16 protein-coding genes and 1 pseudogene are annotated in these 18,388 nt (G+C 68.4%); 14 read left to right on the top strand and 3 right to left on the bottom strand.

Features of this window, described 5'->3' with window-relative positions; genetic code table 11:
• Positions 1–102 precede the first annotated feature (102 nt).
• From ACFVUS_RS39845 to ACFVUS_RS39820, 6 genes are all read left to right on the top strand, one after another.
• Entirely contained in the window at positions 103–1,434 is a 1,332-nt protein-coding gene (locus ACFVUS_RS39845; protein ID WP_387779916.1) for a DNA polymerase IV, read from the top strand.
• A gap of 205 nt (positions 1,435–1,639) precedes the next feature.
• On the top strand, positions 1,640–2,140 hold the full coding sequence (locus ACFVUS_RS39840) for a hypothetical protein (RefSeq protein WP_387779334.1): 501 nt from the start codon (positions 1,640–1,642) through the stop codon (positions 2,138–2,140).
• 111 nt (positions 2,141–2,251) lie between these two features.
• Positions 2,252–3,208: an NAD(P)H-dependent flavin oxidoreductase gene (locus tag ACFVUS_RS39835; protein WP_387779331.1), complete on the top strand. Its 957-nt coding sequence runs from the start codon at positions 2,252–2,254 to the stop codon at positions 3,206–3,208.
• A 130-nt stretch (positions 3,209–3,338) separates the two neighbouring features.
• Positions 3,339–3,659: a hypothetical protein gene (locus ACFVUS_RS39830; RefSeq protein WP_387779328.1), complete on the top strand. Its 321-nt coding sequence runs from the start codon at positions 3,339–3,341 to the stop codon at positions 3,657–3,659.
• 5 nt (positions 3,660–3,664) lie between these two features.
• The gene (locus ACFVUS_RS39825) at positions 3,665–6,352 is read left to right on the top strand and encodes a hypothetical protein (RefSeq protein ID WP_387779325.1); all 2,688 of its coding nucleotides are present in this window, start codon (positions 3,665–3,667) and stop codon (positions 6,350–6,352) included.
• A 43-nt stretch (positions 6,353–6,395) separates the two neighbouring features.
• Entirely contained in the window at positions 6,396–9,686 is a 3,291-nt protein-coding gene (locus ACFVUS_RS39820) for an arabinosyltransferase domain-containing protein (protein ID WP_387779322.1), read from the top strand.
• 60 nt (positions 9,687–9,746) lie between these two features.
• On the opposite strand, the gene ACFVUS_RS39815 is transcribed toward ACFVUS_RS39820, so the two are convergent.
• Complete coding sequence (locus ACFVUS_RS39815) at positions 9,747–10,472, bottom strand: hypothetical protein (RefSeq protein ID WP_387779319.1); 726 nt, start codon at positions 10,470–10,472, stop codon at positions 9,747–9,749.
• Between the two features lie 189 nt (positions 10,473–10,661).
• Positions 10,662–10,730, bottom strand: a pseudogene (locus tag ACFVUS_RS39810) (hypothetical protein); the annotation flags it as partial.
• 888 nt (positions 10,731–11,618) lie between these two features.
• Between ACFVUS_RS39810 and lspA the strand changes: the two are divergent.
• The 7 genes from lspA to ACFVUS_RS39775 all read left to right on the top strand — a co-directional run bounded on the left by lspA (position 11,619) and on the right by ACFVUS_RS39775 (position 16,486).
• Positions 11,619–12,368 (top strand): signal peptidase II, encoded by a 750-nt coding sequence (gene lspA / locus ACFVUS_RS39805; RefSeq protein ID WP_387779316.1) that lies wholly within the window; start codon positions 11,619–11,621, stop codon positions 12,366–12,368.
• Complete coding sequence (locus ACFVUS_RS39800) at positions 12,365–13,291, top strand: RluA family pseudouridine synthase (RefSeq protein WP_387779313.1); 927 nt, start codon at positions 12,365–12,367, stop codon at positions 13,289–13,291. The genes lspA and ACFVUS_RS39800 overlap by 4 nt, the downstream gene beginning before the upstream one ends.
• A 23-nt stretch (positions 13,292–13,314) precedes the next feature.
• Positions 13,315–14,007, top strand: coding sequence for a hypothetical protein (locus ACFVUS_RS39795; protein WP_387779310.1), 693 nt, complete (start codon positions 13,315–13,317; stop codon positions 14,005–14,007).
• A gap of 325 nt (positions 14,008–14,332) precedes the next feature.
• Positions 14,333–14,668, top strand: a complete 336-nt coding sequence (locus ACFVUS_RS39790; protein ID WP_387779307.1) for a hypothetical protein — start codon at positions 14,333–14,335, stop codon at positions 14,666–14,668.
• Positions 14,658–15,545 (top strand): hypothetical protein, encoded by an 888-nt coding sequence (locus tag ACFVUS_RS39785; RefSeq protein ID WP_387779304.1) that lies wholly within the window; start codon positions 14,658–14,660, stop codon positions 15,543–15,545. The genes ACFVUS_RS39790 and ACFVUS_RS39785 overlap by 11 nt, the downstream gene beginning before the upstream one ends.
• A gap of 120 nt (positions 15,546–15,665) precedes the next feature.
• The gene (locus tag ACFVUS_RS39780) at positions 15,666–16,103 is read left to right on the top strand and encodes a roadblock/LC7 domain-containing protein (RefSeq protein WP_364643589.1); all 438 of its coding nucleotides are present in this window, start codon (positions 15,666–15,668) and stop codon (positions 16,101–16,103) included.
• 11 nt (positions 16,104–16,114) lie between these two features.
• A complete protein-coding gene (locus tag ACFVUS_RS39775; RefSeq protein ID WP_364643586.1) occupies positions 16,115–16,486 on the top strand; it encodes a hypothetical protein in 372 nt (123 codons plus the stop codon).
• A gap of 4 nt (positions 16,487–16,490) precedes the next feature.
• Here ACFVUS_RS39775 and ACFVUS_RS39770 read toward each other — a convergent pair whose 3' ends face one another.
• Positions 16,491–17,072, bottom strand: coding sequence for a hypothetical protein (locus ACFVUS_RS39770; protein WP_387779300.1), 582 nt, complete (start codon positions 17,070–17,072; stop codon positions 16,491–16,493).
• Positions 17,073–17,384: 312 nt separating this feature from the next.
• Here ACFVUS_RS39770 and ACFVUS_RS39765 point away from each other — a divergent pair, with 312 nt between their 5' ends.
• Complete coding sequence (locus tag ACFVUS_RS39765) at positions 17,385–18,299, top strand: ADP-ribosylglycohydrolase family protein (protein ID WP_387779297.1); 915 nt, start codon at positions 17,385–17,387, stop codon at positions 18,297–18,299.
• The last annotated feature ends 89 nt before the right edge of the window (positions 18,300–18,388 follow it).

The following is an 18,388-nucleotide window of genomic DNA, read 5'->3' as shown; positions in this document are numbered from 1 at the left end:
GGCGGGGTCGGTGCGCCGGCTGCGGGCGGCGGGGCGGATTCGCAGCAACCCGGGAGCGGTCACACAGCGAACGATCAGCGCGGGCGGCGCTGGGTGCTGCATATGGATATGGACGCCTTCTTCGCCTCGGTCGAACAGCTGACCCGGCCCACGCTGCGCGGGCGGCCGGTGCTCGTCGGCGGTATGGGCGGGCGCGGCGTGGTGGCGGGCGCGAGTTATGAGGCGCGGGTGTTCGGGGCGCGGTCGGCCATGCCCATGCATCAGGCGCGGCGGCTGGTGGGTGCGAACGCGGTGGTGGTGCCGCCGCGCGGGGCGGTGTACGGCGAGCTGAGCGGGCAGGTGTTCGAGACCATGCGGTCGCGGATCCCGGTGCTGGAGACGCTGTCCTTCGACGAGGCGTTCGGTGAGCCCGCCGAATTGGCCGGGGCCACCGCGCGCGAGGTGCTCGACTTCTGTGAGGAGCTGCGCGCGCTGGTGCGCGAGCGCACCGGTCTGGTGGCCTCGGTGGGTGCGGGCAGCGGTAAGCAGCTGGCCAAGATCGCCTCCGATATGGCCAAACCCGATGGGGTGCGGGTCATTTCGCCGGGGGAGCAGCAGCGTTTCCTGGCCGCGCTACCGGTGCGCCGACTCTGGGGGATCGGGCCGGTGGCCGAAAGTCGTTTGCGCACACTGGGAATCGAGACCGTCGGAGCATTGGCCGCGCTGCCGGAGTCCGAGGCGTCCTCGATTCTGGGTGGCGCCATGGGGATCGCGCTGCATCGGCTGGCGCGCGGTATCGATGATCGCCCGGTGGCCGAGCGCGCCGAGGCCAAGCAGATCAGCGCCGAGACCACCTATGAGACCGATATCGTCACGCTGCCGCAGCTGCGCCCGGCCATCGATGCCATGGCGGTGTCCGCGCATCGGCGGCTCACCGCGGACGGGCGGGCCGCGCGCACCGTGGTGCTCAAACTCAAGCGCCGGGATATGAGCATCGTGACGCGATCGTTCACGCTGCCGTACGCCACCGAGGATTTGGCCACGCTCACCGCTGCGGCGCAGCGCTCGGCCATCGATCCGGTGGAGTTGGGGCCGATTCGCCTGGTGGGTGTGGGATTCGCGGGGCTGTCGGAGATTCGGCAGGAATCGCTGTTCCCGGAATTGGATCAGGCCGTGGAGGGCGGCGAATCGGTCTCGGAGGAGCCGACTTTGGGCATCGCGGCGGGGCCGGTGCCCGAGGTGCCGCCCGCCACCCGGTCCTACGCCAAGGAGAGCTGGTATCCGGGATTGGATGTCGCGCATCCGGAATTCGGGCACGGCTGGGTGCAGGGCGCGGGGCACGGGGTGGTGACGGTGCGGTTCGAGACCCGTTCCACCGGTCCCGGCGCGGCGCGCACCTTTTCGGCCGCGGATCCGGCGCTGACGCGGGCGGATCCGCTGCGCAGCCTGGAGTGAACGACACATCCGCTGGTGGGCCGCGTTTAAGGGATGAATGCGCCAATTATGAGGATTCGGACTGAAAGTGCGGTCGCAGCGTGTTCGGAGGCGGATTCTCGCCGACCACGTTGGTAGCCTCTGTGTCGTCGTGCAGCGTTGCCGATCGGTTTGCCGCGTTGTCACGTAGTCGAAACGGACCTTCTCGAACGCAAAGGACGAGCAGTTGAAGCTTCAGAAGACTGGACGTATCGCGGTCGCCACCTTGGCTGTCGTGACGGTACTCGGGCTGTCGGCGTGTGGCGACGGTGACAAGAAGGAGTCCACCAAGCCCACCAAGACCTCCACCTCGCAGACCACCGCCGCCCAGAATTACCCGCCCGCTCCCACGGCGGCGGACCTGAACGCCCAGCTGCAGAAGGCACTGGATCCGGCGATTCCCGATGCCGAGAAGCTGGACATGATGCAGGGCGTGCAGGCCGATCCGAGCCTGCCCACGCGCATGATCGACGCCTACAAGCAGAACCAGGCCACCATCACCGTCACCGGTGTGACCGATCTGGGCAATGGCACGCTGACCGCCGACGCGCAGGTCGCCGTCGCCGGTGGCGCACCGCAGAACGCCGTGGTGCCCTTCGTCGCCGAGGACGGCAAGTGGAAGGTCCAGAAGGAATGGATCTGCAACATGCTGTCGCTGGCCAACCAGACCTCCCCGGCCTGCACGTAGTTCTTCCCGCAGCGAGCCCGTCGTCCCGTGTGGACGGCGGGCTCGCTCGCTGTGCGGGACAGGCGATTCGCGCACTGTTCGCGCACGGTGCGGGGATGGTAGGACGGACGCATGGTTTCGACATCGCGATTCACCAACCGGGTCACCGAACTGCTCGGCGTGGACATTCCGATCGTGCAGGCGCCGATGGGCTGGATCGCGCGGTCGCGGCTGGCCAGTGCGGTGAGCAATGCCGGGGCGCTGGGGATCATCGAAACCTCTTCGGGGGAGCTCGATGTCATCCGGCAGGAGATCCTGGCCATGCGAGAGCTCACCGACAAGCCGTTCGGGGTGAATATCGCGCAGGCGTTCGTGCGGGATCCCGGCATCGTGGATTTCGTTGCCGAACAAGGGGTTTCATTCGTCACGACATCGGCGGGCAGTCCGACGAAATACACGGCGTCGTTGAAGGCGAATGGGCTCACCGTATTTCACGTGGTGCCCAATCTGGAAGGCGCGCTGCGCGCGGTCGACGCCGGGGTGGACGGGCTCGTCGTCGAGGGCGGTGAGGGCGGTGGCTTCAAGAGTCCGCAGCCGGTATCCAGCATGGTGTTGCTGCCGTTGATCGCCTCCAAGGTGGATGTGCCCATCATCGCCGCGGGCGGTTTCGTGGACGGGGCGTCCATGGCGGCGGCGTTCGCGCTCGGCGCGGAAGGGGTGCAGATGGGCACCCGCATGGTGTCGGCGGCCGAGAGCCCCATTCACGACAACTGGAAGCAGGCCGTGCTCGCCGCCCGCGAGACCGATACGGTTTTCCTGAATCGCCATGCCAAACCCGCACTTCGGGCGTTGCGTACCGGCCGCACCACCGCGCTGGAGTTCGATACCGATACCAATGCGATGGCACTGTTCGGCAATGCCATGGAGCTGTACTTCGGCGGCGATATGGAGGCCGCCATCGCCCTGAGCGGGCAGGTCGCGGGCCGCATCGATACCGTCGAACCGGTGGCGGAGATCATCGAGCGGTGTGCGCGCGAATGCCTGGACATCATCGGCGCGCTGGCGGAGCGTTATCCGGGGCGTCAATAACTCGTCAACGCGGGATCGGTTGGGCCGCAGCGGTTGTCAGAAGCGCGTTAATTCCGGCGCGGTCATCTGTCCGGCGCGGTTCCGGCCATGCGATCGTGCTACTCCGGTCGAATGCGGTGGAGGAGTTGCGGTGGCAGCCAAGGTTGGGGCGAGTGCGAGCCGATTGCGCGGTGCCGCAGGGCAAATGGATGAACTGCACCTGCGTGTCACCGACATCCTGAGCAGGCTCGAGCACTCGCTGGCGGCCCAGGGCGCGGCGTGGGGTGACGACGGCTACGGCGCGACATTCGCCGAGGGCGACCAGGGTTACACCGCCGCCCACGCGAACCTGAAAACCGGATTCACCCATCTGGCAGGCACATTCAAGTCCTATGCCGATGGACAGCGGGACGCCGCCGGCCTGCTGGAGCGGAACGACCATCGTGGCGCGCGCGATTTCGGCGGGGCGTAACGGCTTTGGGCTTCGACCTCCCCGATGTACTGGGCTGGGTCGCCGGGTCGGACTGGCCCGAAGGCGATGAAGACCGGATGTGGGCCATCGGCTCCGATTGGCGAACGGCCGCGGGGGAAATCCGCGCTCTGCTGGATGAGGTGACAGCGGCCAAGTACGCCACCCTGGCCGCCTACCCGTGGGGCGAAGGCATCGAGTCGATCGCCGAATCCCTCGACCGGCTCGAGCACGGTTCCCAATCCCTCGAGGAATTCGCGAGAATCCTCGATACGGTCGCCGCCGGCGCCGACGCCCTCGGCACCGAGATCGAATACACCAAGATCCTCGTCATCAGCTCCCTGGCCATGCTCGCCATCGAGATGGCCGCCGCCTGGCTGTTCCCACCCACCGCCCCCGCCGTGGAAGCCGCCGCCATCGTCACCACCCGCGTGGCCATTCGGCAACTGGCCGGTCGCGCGATCAGTGAAATCGCCCGCGAGACAATGAAATTGGCCGTAGCCGCGCTGGCGAAATTCACCATGAAACACGTAGCGATCAGCACCGCCCTCGGCGCGGGCCAGGACCTCGCGATCCAGGTCGGCCAGGTGGCCGCCGGTCACCGCGAAGACGTCGACTGGACCCGAGTGGGCAACACCGCCCTCACCGCCGCGGCCGCGGGAGCCATCGGCGGCCCGGCCGGCGACCTCCTCGGCAAGGCCGCAAACCACCTCCCTCTCCCGGACACGCGAATTCCCAACACGTTCCGAGGCGCAGCCGTCGGAGCGGGCGCAGGCATGATCGGCGCGGTAGGTGCCTGGGGCGTTGGCGGGGCTCTGAACGGTTTCACCTGGGACCCGCGCCTGCTCACCAACGGCGCCGCCTTCGGCGCCCTCACCGGCGGCACCAAGGGCCTCCGCCACCCCACCACCGCCCCCCATCCGGGTGGCGTCCGCCGCTTCAACGCTCCCGACGGCGCGCACTTCGGCGGCCCCGACGGCACCACTCCCCACCCCGAGCCCGCGAAGAAGAACGCGGCGCAGCCTGATTCGGTGCACCCGCCCACCGTGCAACCCGGACCGACCGGATCCACGCACGGTCAGCAACCGCCGTCCGGTGCGCCTTCCCGCGGCGCTCATCCCGGCTCGGGCACATCCCGTCCACAGGCGGGCCGAGTCGAATCCGTCGAACCCGTTGCACCGCAACGTCCGGCGACCCCGGACAAACCGGTCGTCGCGGAGCCGCCCCGGGCGAGCGCCCCCGAGCATCAGCCCACCCGGGCGAAGGACGACACCGCCGCCGAATCGACGGTCCGGGCCGGTAGTGCCGACGTCGAGGTTCCCCGCGCCGCCACACCGGACGAATCGGCGTCGAGCATCGAACGGCTCATATCGGATCCCGGCACCGAGGCAGCCCGCCGGATCGCCGAACTGCGGGCGACCGCCGACCTGCTCGACGCCTCGGGCCTGGGCCCGACCGAACACGCCGCGATGCGCACACAGCTCGACGAGCAGATCACGAACCTCCTCGATGCGCATCCTCAACTGAGAGCCAGTGAGCCCCAGCCCCAGCCCCAGGTTCCGGCTCCGGCTCCGGAGTCGGCCCCCGATCCCGGCGGTATGACGGCCGAGCAGCCGTGTCGGGCAGGCGGTGATCCGGTGCTGCAGCGCATTGCCGAATTACATGCCGCCGGCGAGATGGTGGATGCGGCCGGGCTCGGCCCCTCCGAGCAGTCGGCGATGCACGCGCAGCTCGATGAGCAGTTGGGAAAGCTGCGGCATGCGGGCCGTCAACTGGGCCTCGATGTCGATCATGTCGGGGAGCCCGTCGCCAACCCGGTTCCGCACCTGCGGCCCGAAGCGTCGCAATCCGCACCGGTAGCCCCTCGACCCGGGCCGGTAGCCGAGTCCTCCGCACCCGGTGGCGGTCCGAAAGCTGTTCCGGTCGAGTCGCATTCGCCGCGAGCGTCCGCGCCCGCCCCGGCCCTACCACCCGCGGCCGCCGGTGCCTCACCGCAGGGTGCGCCCTCGCCGTCCGGCGAGTTCGGTCATCAGCCGACCCCGCCCAAACGTGTCGAACCTGTCGGTTCACCACGCTCGGTGGTTCCCGAAGCGCCTCCCGCGCCGCGGTCTTCGCGAGCGGGTCTACCTGATCTCCCGATCTCGCCGCACGGGCACGAGTACGACACGACGTCGAAGATTCCCTACACCCCACGGTATTTCGGGTTGCCCCCGATCGTCGAGTACGAGTCGCCCGAGGCTCCCGACCGTGGCTTCTGGGTGCCGGAGTCGATCGCCGAACCGACGCCCGAACCTGAGCCGGTCCCCGAGCCTCAGCCGGTGCCGGAACCTGGATCCGAGCCCGAGCACCGTCCCGAGCCTGAAAATCGACCGCACCGTATTCCGGAACCCGCGCCCCGACCGGACGTGGGGTGTCAACCAGAGCCCGAGCCGGAACCAGAGCCCGAGCCCGAGCCGGAACCGGAGCCGGAACCCGAGCCCGAGCCCGAGCCAGAGCCGGAACCGGAACCGGAACCTGAGCCCGAGCCCGAGCCCGAGCCCGAACCAGAGCCCGAGCCCGAGCCGGAACCTGAGCCCCAGCCCGAGCCCGAACCAGAGCCGGAACCGGAGCCCGCGCCTGAGTCGGAGCCCGAGCTCGGATTCGGCTCTGAGCCCGCGCGGGAGTCGGAAGGGGCTGGTCGGCGGGGTGGTGGGTGACTCGAGAGCGGGTTATCAGGAACGCCCCTTAATATCTGCGATCGTGACCGACGTGATGGAGAAGGCGGGGCAGGATTCCGCCGGTAGTGCTGGACCCGAGACCGCTCGGCGAAGATACGGGGGTTGGGAACGGCCGGTCGCTCTGATCGCGGGGTTGATCGCCGTGCTGGCGGCCATCGCGGTGCCGGTGTTGCCGGTCAAGGTGGATGCCGCGACACTGTCCTGGCCGCAGGGGGATTCGGCCAAGAGCGTGGAAGCGCCGCTGATTTCCTACGCGCCGTTGAGTTTTGACGCGAGTGTTCCGTGTTCGGCTGCGGCGCAGCTCGGTTCGCAGGGCGGGACACTGCTCGCGACGGGGCCGAACGGTGCGCCGAATCGCGATCGATACGGGTTCGCGGCGCATGTGACCGCCGCCACCACCGATGCCGAAGGCGTCGTCACACCCGGCAAATTCGAAGCGGTATTGCAGGATCAGACCCTGGTGAGCGTCCCGCTGGACCAGCTCCCGGCCGGTTGCGTGCTCACCGTGCACACCGAAATGACCCGGGCCACCGCGGTTCTCACCGGTTCGAATGTGTCTCCCGTCACACTCGATGGAGACTATCGCCCGCAGCTGGTCGGCTTCTTCACCGAGCTGCCCGCCCCGGACGGCGTCACCGCCACCGCGAAACTCGACAGCCGCTTCTCCGCGCATCCGACGCTGATCAAGCGCATCGCCCTGTGGACGGCCGTGCTCGCCACCGTGCTGGCCCTGTTCGCGCTGCACCGCCTGGATCGTCTGGACGGCCGTCGCGCCCGCCGATTCCTGCCGCAGCGCTGGTGGTCGTTCTCCCTCGTGGACGCGTTCGTGCTGGGCACGCTGCTGCTGTGGCATTTCATCGGTTCCACGACCTCCGATGACGGCTACCAGTTCGGTATGGGCCGCACCTCCATCCACGCGGGCTATATGGCGAATTACTTCGCGTACTTCGGCGTCCCCGAAAACCCGGTCGGCACACCGTATTACGACCTGATCGGCCGGCTCGCCGAGATCAGCGTCGCGAGCCCGTTCGTGCGCCTGCCCGCGCTGCTGGCCGGTTTCATCTGCTGGCTGGTGATCAGCCGCGAGGTGATTCCGCGCCTGGGCGCGCGGATTCGCCGCAATCGGGTCGCGGTGTGGACGGGTGCGCTCGGTTTCCTGACCATCTGGCTGCCGTACAACAACGGCCTGCGCCCCGAGGCCATGGTGGCGATGGGCGTACTGCTCACCTGGGTCTCGGTCGAGCGCGCCATCGCCACCCGCCGCCTGCTGCCGTACGGCATCGCGATCGCCATCGGCGCGTTCAGCTGTACGGTCGGCCCGTCGGGCGTCATCTGCTTCGCCCCGCTGCTGGCCGGTATCCGCCCGATGTGGCGGGTGCTGGATAACCGCGCACGGGCGTTGAGCAAGCCGGTTCCGGAGGGTGCGAGCGCACTGCGAATCCTGCGCAGCCGTTTCGTTGCCTATCTCACCCTGGCGACCCCGCTGGTGGCCGCCGGAACCGTGGTGCTGGTCGCCATGTTCGGCGTGGAAACCCTCGCCGCCATGTTCGAGATGAAGCGCGTGCACAATATCGTCGGCCCGAATGTGAAGTGGCCGGACGAATATCTGCGCTACCAGTACCTGTTCATGGTCTCGATCGACGGTTCGGTGGCGCGCCGGTTCGGCATGTTCATGCTGTGGCTGGGCATGGCCGCGTGCGCGTTCGTATTGCTGCGCAAGGGCGGCCGGATTCCCACGGTGGCGTCCGGTCCGGCGCGGCGGGTGCTGGGCAGCACCGTCGGTGTGATCCTGCTGATGATGACGACCCCCACCAAGTGGACGCACCACAATGGCGTCTACGCCGGGCTGGCGGGCGTGATCGGTGTGCTCGCGGCGGTCGCGCTGGGCCCCAAGGTAATGCGCTCACCGCGCAACCGGGCACTGTTCGCCGCGGTGGTGGCGTTCGCGCTGGCGCTGACGTTCTCCAGCATGAACGGCTGGTGGTACGTCTCCAATTTCGGCATCCCGTTCAATGACAAGCCGCCGCTGATCGCGGGTATCGGGGTGAACAAGCTGTTCCTGGTGCTCGCCCTGCTGCTGTTGGTACTGGCCGGGTGGTGGCATGTGCGGGCTCCGGAACCGGCTGCCCCGCATCGTATTTCGCCGCGCGCGTGGCGATTGGCGGCCTTGTCGCCGCTCACTCTGGCCGCGGCGCTGATGGTGCTGGTCGAGGTTGGCTCGTTCGCGAAGGCGGCGTATTCGCAGTATCCGGCGTTCTCGCTGGCGCGCTCGAATACCGCCGCGGTACTGGGACAACCGTGCGGCATGGCGCGAGATGTGCTGGTGGAGACCGATCCCAATGACGGCATGCTGACCCCGGTGAACGGGGATGTGTTCGGCACCTTCACCGCCGATGTCAAGGGGTTCAGCCCGTCCGGTGTCGCCACCGATATGCGCGCCGACGATGAGGTCGACACCAGCGCCATCACCACCACGCTGACCAACAAGTCCAGTGACAGCGAGTCCGGAACCACCACCACCGCACTGCCTTTCGGCTTGAATCCGGCCAAGGTGCCGGTGCTGGGCAGTAATGGCTCGAGCGAATCGGTCGCCGAGCTCACCACGGGCTGGTACCGGTTGCCCGCGGCGGCCGATCGCAAGGGCATTGTCGCGATCACGGCGGCCGGGCGGATTCGCTCGGTGGATCAGTACGGGGTGGTGACCCCCGGCCAGTCCGTCGAAATCGAGTACGGCACAGCCGATCTGGAGCCGCAGGGCCGCATCACCCCGATCGATATCGGTCCCACGCCGACCTGGCGTAATCTGCGGGTCCCGTTCACCGACATCCCCGCCGATGCCACGGTCATCCGCATTGTCGCCACCGATCGCGATCGGGATCCCAAGCAGTGGGTGGCGCTGACTCCGCCGCGCGTTCCGCAGACCCGCATCCTGCAGGATCTGATCGGTTCACAGCAGCCGGTGCTGCTGGATTGGGCGGTGGGCCTGCAATTCCCGTGCCAGCGCCCGTTCGACCATCACGTCGGCATCGCCGAGGTGCCGGGCTACCGCATCCTGCCGGATCGCGGCGGCGCGCATGACACCAACCTGTGGGAGAACCACGACGGCGGCGGTCCGCTCGGCTGGAGCACCATGCTGTTGCGCCCGCACACCCTGGCGACCTACCTGAATCAGGATTGGCGACGCGATTGGGGTGAGCTGCAACAGTTCTCCCGCATCGACGACACCGCCATCACCGGCCGCCCGGTGATCACCCCCGAAACCCATTCGGGGCTCTGGACTCCGGGTCCGATCAATGTGAACGGCTGGAAGTAGAACATTCCGCCCCCGCTGAAAACAGCGGGGGCGGAACTCGTTTCGGGTGCGTGCTATCGGCTACGGCGCGGGTTGGCCGCGCAGCTTGTTCACCTGGGCCACCGTGAGCGCGGTGAGCTGTTGCGGGTCGGGCTCTTTCGCACCGGACATGGAGAACTGCACGACGGTCGCGCCGACCAGTGACACCGTCACCGCGGAGTAGAGGGTCAATCCCTGGCTGGTGGTGTGCACGCGGAAGGCGAATGAGGCGTCGCCCGAGGCAGGCTGGTCCAGTCCGCCGACCTGATATTCGACCTTGGTGCCGTCCGGATCGGTGCTGGAGTAGCTGGCACAGGCGCGCAACAGCGCCTGCACCGAGGAGAACGCCTGCGCCGCTGCGCCGCTCGCGTAGGCGGCGGCGTCGATATCGATGCTCTCGAAATCCGGTCCGCCGTATTGCGCCGCCGCGCGGGTGGCGGCGTTGGTGGCCTGTTCGGCGATGGGCGCGAGCACCTTCGCGCACTGCGCCGGGTTGGTGCCCGCGCCCGCCCCGGTGGTGCTGCCGGTCGGCGGATCGCCGAGCGAGGTGTATCCGGTGGGCAGTTGCGTCGCGTCCAGCAGCCCGTTGCGCAGCGCCGTCACATCCGGCACCGGCACATTGCTCGGCACGGTCGGCTGCACCACCGGCCCGAGCGTGGGCAATGCGGGCGCGGAATCATGTGAGCCGCAGGCGGACAGCGCCACGGCGCTCACGCCGAGCAGGGCGGCCAGCGCGGTGCGCCCGCGCGGCCGATAACGGAGGTTCACGCCGCCATCATGCCCCGGCCGGTGATTTCCGCGCGCGCAGCCCCGCCCGCGCGTGTCAGGCGCCCCACTGCACCTGGGTGCGTAGCGTCTGGCGCAGGGTGACCGCGCTGTGCGGATCGCGGTAGGCCTGGTTGCCGCCCACTTCGACCGAGCCCGAAACCGGTAGCGGCATACCGAGATCCACGGTGATCACGCCGGTGCCGCGCATGAGGTAGTCGATGATCTCCAGTTGCCCGGCCTCATTGGGCAGATGCCACACCGTGGATTTCGGGGTCTGCGTCACATCGAGCTGGATGGTGAGCAGATTGCCCTCGCGATGGGTGAGCGTCGCGGTGGTGACCTGTTCCAGCGGCACGCTGCCGGAAACCTGTTGCCGCACGGTCCATGCCGCGCCTTCGCCGACGGGATCGTCCGGGAATGCCACGGATTGGTAGACGGCCTGGTAGAACGCCTGCTCCAGCGCGGCGCGCGCGGCATCGGAGGTGGCGGCCTTGGGCGCGAGGCGCAGCGCGGTGATGGCGCCCAGCTCGCTCATATCGAGCCCGGCGCGCGAACCGTCAGCGGGCAGTAGCGCTTTGGCGAGCGCGGGATCGGGGGAGGTGACGGTGCCGAGGGTGAGCTCCACCCCGTCGTTCCCCGCCTCGGCGGTGAGCGGAATGGTCACCGCGGGCGGGGAGAAATCGCGCACGGCCTGCGTGCCGATCTGCTGTTCGATGTGATGGTCGGTGCGCAGCGTGACCTGCTGGGTGGTGCCCGGCGGCAAGGTCGGCCGCAGCGCGGCACGCGGTTCGGCGCCCGGATCGAGCACCGTGGTGGTCACCGCCGCGATCGGCATGGTGACCTCTTTACCGATGCCGAGCGGCTCCGCGCCCTCGGATTCGGTGGTGGTCTCGGAGCGGTCGCTGCAGCCGACGCCGAAGGCCGACAGGGTGACCGCGAGCACGATGAGAAGGACGCCGGATCGGGTGGCGCGCTGTCCCGGCCGGGCGCGGCCGGGGGTACGGGTACAGCGTGCGGTGGCGTTCGCCGAACCGGGGGATGAAGACAACACCGTCACGTCGAACAGGTTACGGCCACTTCCTGATAATCAGCTTGGGATGCGGGCGCGCCGTCCGGCCATCGGGCACGGAATGGCCATAGGGAATGATGTCAAGGGTGAGTACCGACCGGCCGCGCGAATCCGGCGCAGACGAACCAGGCGAGTCGCCAGCAGATAGCGCACCCCTCGGCACCCCGGCCAAGCCGAATCCGGACGCTGCCGTGGACCCCGCGACCCCTGTTAGCGCCGAGCCCGCGACCCCTGTTGCCGCTGAGCCAGCGACCCCTGTTGCCGCCGAATCCGCGAGCCCCGCTGTCGCCGAGCCCGACACCGCCCAGCCGCTGCGGCTGCGCACGCTGTTGATCGTGGCCGCGGTCTTGCTCGGCCTGGATCTGCTGACCAAGTGCATCGTGGTCGCCAAGCTGACTCCCGGCCGCCCGATCCACATCATCGACGATGTGGTGCGGTTGACCCTGGTGCGCAATCCGGGCGCGGCGTTCTCGATGGCGACCGGTATGACCTGGCTGCTGACCCTGGTCGCCGCGGCCGTGGTGATCGGTGTGGTCCGGATCGGCCGCACCATGCGGTCGCTGCCGTGGGCGATCGGCCTGGGCATGGTGCTCGGTGGCGCACTGGGCAATCTGATCGATCGCCTGTTCCGCGCGCCCGGCCCGCTGCAGGGTCACGTGGTGGATTTCGTGGCGGTCGGCTGGTGGCCGGTGTTCAATGTCGCCGATTCGGCGATTGTCTGCGGCGCCGCATTACTGGTGGCGTTGACGGTGTTCGGTTTCGAACCCGATGGCACGCGTGCGCATCGGCACGAGGAGGACGAGAGCGCGGAGGAGAAGACCGTATGAGGGAAACCCGCAGTATGCCGGTGCCGGATGGTTTGGACGGCATGCGTGTCGATGCCGGACTGTCCCGTTTGCTGGGCCTGTCGCGCACTGCCGTCGCCAGTATGGCCGAGGACGGTTCGGTCCAGTTGGACGGTGTGGCGGCGGGCAAGTCCGACCGGTTGAACGCGGGCTCCTGGCTGGAGGTCGAATTCCCCGAGCCCAAGCGCGAACTCACCGTCGAGGCCACCCCCGTCGACGGTATGCGGATCCTCTACGCCGATGACGATATCGTCGCGGTCGACAAGCCGGTCGGCGTGGCCGCGCACACCGGTGTCGGCTGGACCGGCCCGACGGTGGTCGGCGGTCTGGCGGCGATGGGCTACCGCATCTCCACCTCGGGCGCGCATGAGCGCCAGGGGATCGTGCACCGCCTGGATGTGGGCACCTCCGGTGTCATGGTGGTGGCGCAGTCCGAGCACGCCTACACCGTGCTGAAGCGCGCGTTCAAACAGCGCACCGTGGATAAGCGCTATCACGCTCTGGTGCAGGGTCATCCGGATCCCAGCAGCGGCACCATCGACGCCCCGATCGGCCGTGCCCGCGGTAACGACTGGAAGTTCGCGGTCACCGCGGACGGCCGCCCCAGCGTCACGCACTACGACACGGTGGAGGCCTTCCAGTCGGCGAGCCTGCTCGACATCCATCTGGAAACCGGTCGCACACACCAGATTCGCGTGCATTTCTCCGCCGTCCGGCATCCCTGCTGCGGTGATCTGACCTACGGCGCGGATCCGCGCCTGGCCGAACGCCTGGGTCTGGAACGCCAGTGGCTGCACGCCCGCCAGCTCGGTTTCAACCATCCGGCGGACGGCCGCTGGATCGAGATCACCAGCGAATACCCCGCCGATCTGGAGCACGCTCTGGAAGTCTTGCGCACGCACTGATTCACGAGCACAAGGAGTTACGCGTGCAGTTCGGCCGGGCGGTCAGCGCCCTCATCGATGATGGCCGGGCGCGGCGGATCGCGGGTTGGTCGGCGGCGGCGCTGCTGGTGATCCTGATCGTGCTGCTGGGCTGGGCGATTCCGCCGCGCAAGGGCATCATCGCCACCGATCGGCTGGGACCGGAGAACAGCGAGCCGGTGGCGCGGTACCTGGCGCGCGCCCAGGACACTTTGCGTGGCGGCGATACCGATGAGCATTGGGCGCTGATCTCCTTCACCGAAGGCATTTCGGCCGATCACATTCCCGAATACAGTGGCGGCCTGCGTATCTCGGACGCGGTCTACCACGTGGCGATAGACCGGGTCGCCACCCCGGTGCTGGATATTCCGCTCCCGGCGAGCGAAGCCGCCGCGCTGGCCTCCCAGCGTTCGGCTGCGGCCGCAATGGGTGTGGCGCAGGCCTACAACGACCGCGATGTCCGCACCAATGCCGTGGTCGCAGCCCGCCTGCGCGCCAATTGCCCTTGCCTGGTGAGCCTGGTCGTGCACGGCAACCTCGAACAACTCCGAAACCTGGCTGCCCGCCCCGGAATTCGCGCGGTGGAGGCGCTGCCCGCCGATGCCTCCGCGGCCGTTTTCGCCGTCGCGCCGCTGCTTCCCGAACAGCGGGACCTCGCCGATGCGGGTCCCAATGACGGCCCCGTCCCCGACAACTGACATCGCCCCTGCCGGTCGGTAGGTGAGTGCGGTTAATGATCAGCATAGGGTTTGCTGGACGGGGGATTCCAGCAAACAATTCGAGTGAATATTTCATTTCGAATCTTGTTGGTACTGCGAGGTATTGAGTACCGAGGGGTATTCTTCAGAGGTTTACTGGGGGAATGCTTTGGGTACGCGTAATTCTCGCGCAAACGGGGTACAGCTCGCGCGGCGCGTGTGTAGCGTCTGGATCGCCAAATGGCTTATCAGACAAAGCGGTGACGCGGTGATCGGTATAGACGGCTGCCTGCAGCGGATCATGGATATTCCAGGTGCGCGCAGTGTGACGCTGGTAGATGGTGCGAGCGGGCTCGCGGTAGCGGGGGCGGGGCGGCAGGACCCCCTCGATCAGCACGAGGATGCCGCGGCTAGCACGGATGTGGTGCGCGCGGTGCTCGGCTGCCCGGCGCTGGCGAGTGGCTCGGACGACGATGACATCTCCGAGATCATCGTGTGCGGCACTCGCGGGTACCACCTGTTGAATCTCGTCAAGGGGGACTTCGACGGACGACTGTTCGTCCACGTGCTCTTCGATGACGAAACCGGAAATCTCGGTATGGCCCGTTTCCGCCTGCGCGGAATTCTGGCCGAATTCACCGAGGGCGGTCATGAGCGCTGAACTCGCAAGCGAATTGCGGAGATTGGCTGCGGAAGGCTCGACGGGCGTACTGCACGCGGGAGATGGCGCATTCCATCTGGCCGAGGGTACGATCGCCTGCGCCGATTGCCGCCGGACTACTGGGCTCGATCGCCTGGTGGTCGAAGCGGGTGTGGCGACCCCGGAGGAGTGGCGGCGGGCCGAGACCGGAGATCTCGGTCCGCTGCTGCACCGCCCACAACTCGAAACCCTGGCGCTGCTCTCGGTTTTCGATGCCGCCTACTTCCTGCTGGCGACCCCGGCCACCCCGGAATTCCAGCCCGCGCCCGCGCATTGGCTGGCCCCCGTCTGCAAGGTGGCACCGCCCGCCCTCGTCGAAGAGTGTTCGCGCCGAGGCGATCCCGAGGCCGGGCCGTGGCCGGTGACGCTGGTCGACCGCGCCCCCGTGGTCCCGGCCCGCCGCATCCCGAAACGCCGCGTCATGCTCACCGGCGGTCAGGCCGAAATGCTCGCCGCCGCCGACGCGCGCCGCAGCATCACCACCCTGGCCGAGTATCTGGGCCGCACCACCTACGGCTGTCTCACCGCCGTCCGCGAACTCACCGAGGCCGGGCTGATCGAACCGCCCGTGCGCCTCACCGCTCCGCGCCATGCCGCCGACGCGCAGGTCGCGCCGTTGATCGCGCTGAACGCGCGCCGGGCGGCGGCGGATCGTCTGCCGCCGCTGGCACTCGGCGGCCCCGGATCGGATCCGGAACCGGCGGCCTCGCAGCCGCCCGCACAGCTTCCCCGCCGCCGCGCGCGTTCCGGGGCAACGACTCCCGCTCCGGAACGCTGGAAACCCATCGACCGTGAAGTGCTCGTCCGTGTCCGGGCGGCACTGGAGGAGCTGGCATGACCGCACAGCGGCCGCGTTCGATCAAACGGATCAGGCCCGGCGGACGGAATGGGAGGCGGCCTTGGAGGAGCTGGTGTGACCGCGCGCAGGAGGCGGCTCGGCGAAATGATGGGAAGAAGGATGACAAAGGTGGCGATTTCGCGACCCGAACCGAATACGGTGCTGCTGGCACAGCTGAAGTTGTTGCGCGACAGCGTACCTCGGCTGACCGGCACCCTGGTGGCCTCCACCGACGGGCTGCTCATCGCACACGATCTGCCGCCGCATATCGAACCCACCGGCATGGCCGCGCTCACCGCCTCCCAGCTGTCGCTCTCGCATCGGCTGGCCACCACCGCGCACGGCGGTGGCTTTCACGAGGTCGTGGTGCACGGCTCCGGCGGATACGTGGTCATCTACGCGGCCGGTTGGACGGCCTCACTGACGGTTTTGGCGGGTCCGGAGGTGAATGTGGGCCGCCTGCATCTGGAATCGCGTCCGGTGGCCCGCGCCATCGCCGATCAGCTGACCGAATTGGCGAACAACGTCAAGAAAACCCCGAAGAGAAACACCGATTGAAAGGAACGGCCATGTCCAACATGGACATCGCACTGAAGGACATGATGGTGATCGACGGTGCCGTCGGCGCCTGCGTGGTCGATTACAACAGCGGTATGGCGCTCGGCATGCTCGGCAGCTCCAAGGCCCTGGATCTGCAGGTGGCCGCCGCGGGCAATACCGAGGTGGTGCGCGCCAAGATGCGCACCATCGATCAGCTCGGCATCAATGAGGATATCGAGGACATTCTCATCACCCTCGGCGCGCAGTACCACATCATTCGGCCGATGACGGGCCGAAAGTCCAAGGGGCTCTTCCTGTATCTGGCTCTGGACCGGGGCCGCGCCAATCTCGCGATGGCGCGGCACCGGCTGCGGGGCATCGAAGAGGAGCTCGAGGTCTAGTCGACTATTTCGCCGCGCTCGTGGTCGCCGGTTCGGTGGCGGCGGGTGCGCTGGTCGCCGCCGCGGTGGTGGTCGGCGCGGGGCTCACGGTGGTCGTAACCGCCGGGGGCGCAACGGTTGTCGTCGCCGCGACAGTGGATGGCGCAGCCGTGGGGGACGACGTTATCGGGGCGGGGCAATCACCGCCGTGCCGTTCGCCCTCGAGATTTATCTCGGCATTGGAGCGCGGGTCACCCGCGTAATTGATCTTGTCCGTACATTTCACGTAATGGTCGGTGCCGAGCGGGGTGCCCGTGCCCGGATCGGGTGCGGGGCCCGGCTCGTCGATCGGCGCGCCGCCGGGCTGCTGCTGCGGTCCCGCGCCGCCCGGCTGCTGTCCGCCGCCCGATTGTGCCGCACCCGGATTCGCCCCGGTGGTAGTGGTGGTCGGGGCCGCGCTCACGGTGGTGACCGCCGGTGACCCCTTGACCGTGATCGGTCCCGAGGTCGGATCACTCGAACATCCCACGATGAGTCCGAGCGCCGCGACCGTCGCCAGCAGCGGCAGCGTCCGTCGTATCGCGCGCGGGCGGCTGGTGTGTGTCATGGAGTGGTCCTCTTTTCCCGCCGCGCACGCCACTCCGCCCGACCGGAACTGCGCGGCAACATCTTTCGCTGATTCCGGCACGGGGGTAGGCACGGTGCGACCCGGCGGTGAACCCCCGGACTCGACACTATGGGCGGCCGCATCCGCGCACCATCGGACATCTGCCCTAATCGCGGATCGGCTCGCACCGTCAAGGAAGCGCAACCATCGCCCGGCCGCGGCACGAGCGCCGTCGCGGGAGAGCTACCGTGACAGCAGAGCTGTCCGTGCGAGAGTGAGGGCAGCGAGCTCATCGAGAGGGGCTGGGATCTGATGGAACTGACCGCGGAGCAGGCGGACCGGGCGGCCGGGGTGCTGCTGGGTACGGCGGCGGGCGATGCGCTGGGCGCGGGGTACGAGTTCACCCATCCCGGGCCCGAGGTGGTCATCGAGATGAAGGGCGGCGGCAGTTTCAACTGGGCGCCGGGGGAGTGGACCGACGACACCTCCATGGCGATCGCCATCGCCCGCGCGGCGGCGCGGGTGCCGAACCTGCACGAGGAGGCCGGCCTCGACGCCGTCGCGGCCGAATTCCTGGCCTGGTGGGATTCCAAGCCCGCCGATATCGGCATGCAGACCAGGCAGGTACTGCAGTGGCGCAGCCCGACCGGGCGCGAGATGCAGGTGCGCGCGCACGATCTGGAGGGTTTGAAGGCGGGCAACGGCTCGCTCATGCGCACCGCGCCGGTGGCGCTGGCCTACCTCGACGACGAAGAGCACTGCGCCAAGGGCGCGGCCGTGGTCAGTTCGCTCACGCACTACGACATGCAGGCCATGCAGGCGTGCAAACTGTGGACCTGCGCCATTCGGCACGCGGTGCTGTACGGCACCTATGACGGTGTGCGCGAATCACTTTCGAAGGTGGACGCGGGTTTCTGGGGACCGCTGCTGGACAAGGCCGAATGCGGCGTCCCCGCGGACTTCCCGAAGAACGGCTGGGTGGTGCACGCCCTGCAGACCGCGTGGTGGGCCATCACCCACGCCGACACCCTGCCCGCCGCACTGGAACTCGCGGTACGCGCGGGCGGCGATACCGATACCACCGCCGCCATCGCGGGCGGCCTGCTGGGCGCGCGCTGGGGCGCGTCCGCGATTCCGCCGGAGTGGCGCGCCATGCTGCACGGCTACCCGGGCTACCGGGAAGCCGATCTGCTGGCACTCACCGACGCCATCGTCAATCGCCGCTGACCCCGTCATCCCGGCGCGCTTTTGGCCGGGATCCACCAAATCCGCTGTGGCGTAACCGGTGTGGATCCCGGCCAAAACCATGCCGGGAT

Origin of the sequence: Nocardia sp. NPDC058058 (genome assembly GCF_042885355.1) — a bacterium.
In the GTDB taxonomy this organism is placed as follows: Bacteria; Actinomycetota; Actinomycetes; order Mycobacteriales; family Mycobacteriaceae; genus Nocardia.
This window is presented reverse-complemented; position numbering and strand designations above follow the sequence as displayed.

What these genes read in the sequence shown, in the direction of transcription:
- ACFVUS_RS39765 (WP_387779297.1), top strand. Translation starts at nt 17,385, where the DNA reads ATGGAACTGACCGCGGAGCAGGCGGACCGGGCGGCCGGGGTGCTGCTG.
- ACFVUS_RS39775 (WP_364643586.1), top strand. Translation starts at nt 16,115, where the DNA reads ATGTCCAACATGGACATCGCACTGAAGGACATGATGGTGATCGACGGT.
- ACFVUS_RS39845 (WP_387779916.1), top strand. Translation starts at nt 103, where the DNA reads ATGGATATGGACGCCTTCTTCGCCTCGGTCGAACAGCTGACCCGGCCC.
- ACFVUS_RS39780 (WP_364643589.1), top strand. Translation starts at nt 15,666, where the DNA reads ATGACAAAGGTGGCGATTTCGCGACCCGAACCGAATACGGTGCTGCTG.
- ACFVUS_RS39835 (WP_387779331.1), top strand. Translation starts at nt 2,252, where the DNA reads ATGGTTTCGACATCGCGATTCACCAACCGGGTCACCGAACTGCTCGGC.
- ACFVUS_RS39770 (WP_387779300.1), bottom strand. Translation starts at nt 17,072, where the DNA reads ATGACACACACCAGCCGCCCGCGCGCGATACGACGGACGCTGCCGCTG.
- ACFVUS_RS39800 (WP_387779313.1), top strand. Translation starts at nt 12,365, where the DNA reads ATGAGGGAAACCCGCAGTATGCCGGTGCCGGATGGTTTGGACGGCATG.
- ACFVUS_RS39785 (WP_387779304.1), top strand. Translation starts at nt 14,658, where the DNA reads ATGAGCGCTGAACTCGCAAGCGAATTGCGGAGATTGGCTGCGGAAGGC.
- lspA (WP_387779316.1), top strand. Translation starts at nt 11,619, where the DNA reads ATGTCAAGGGTGAGTACCGACCGGCCGCGCGAATCCGGCGCAGACGAA.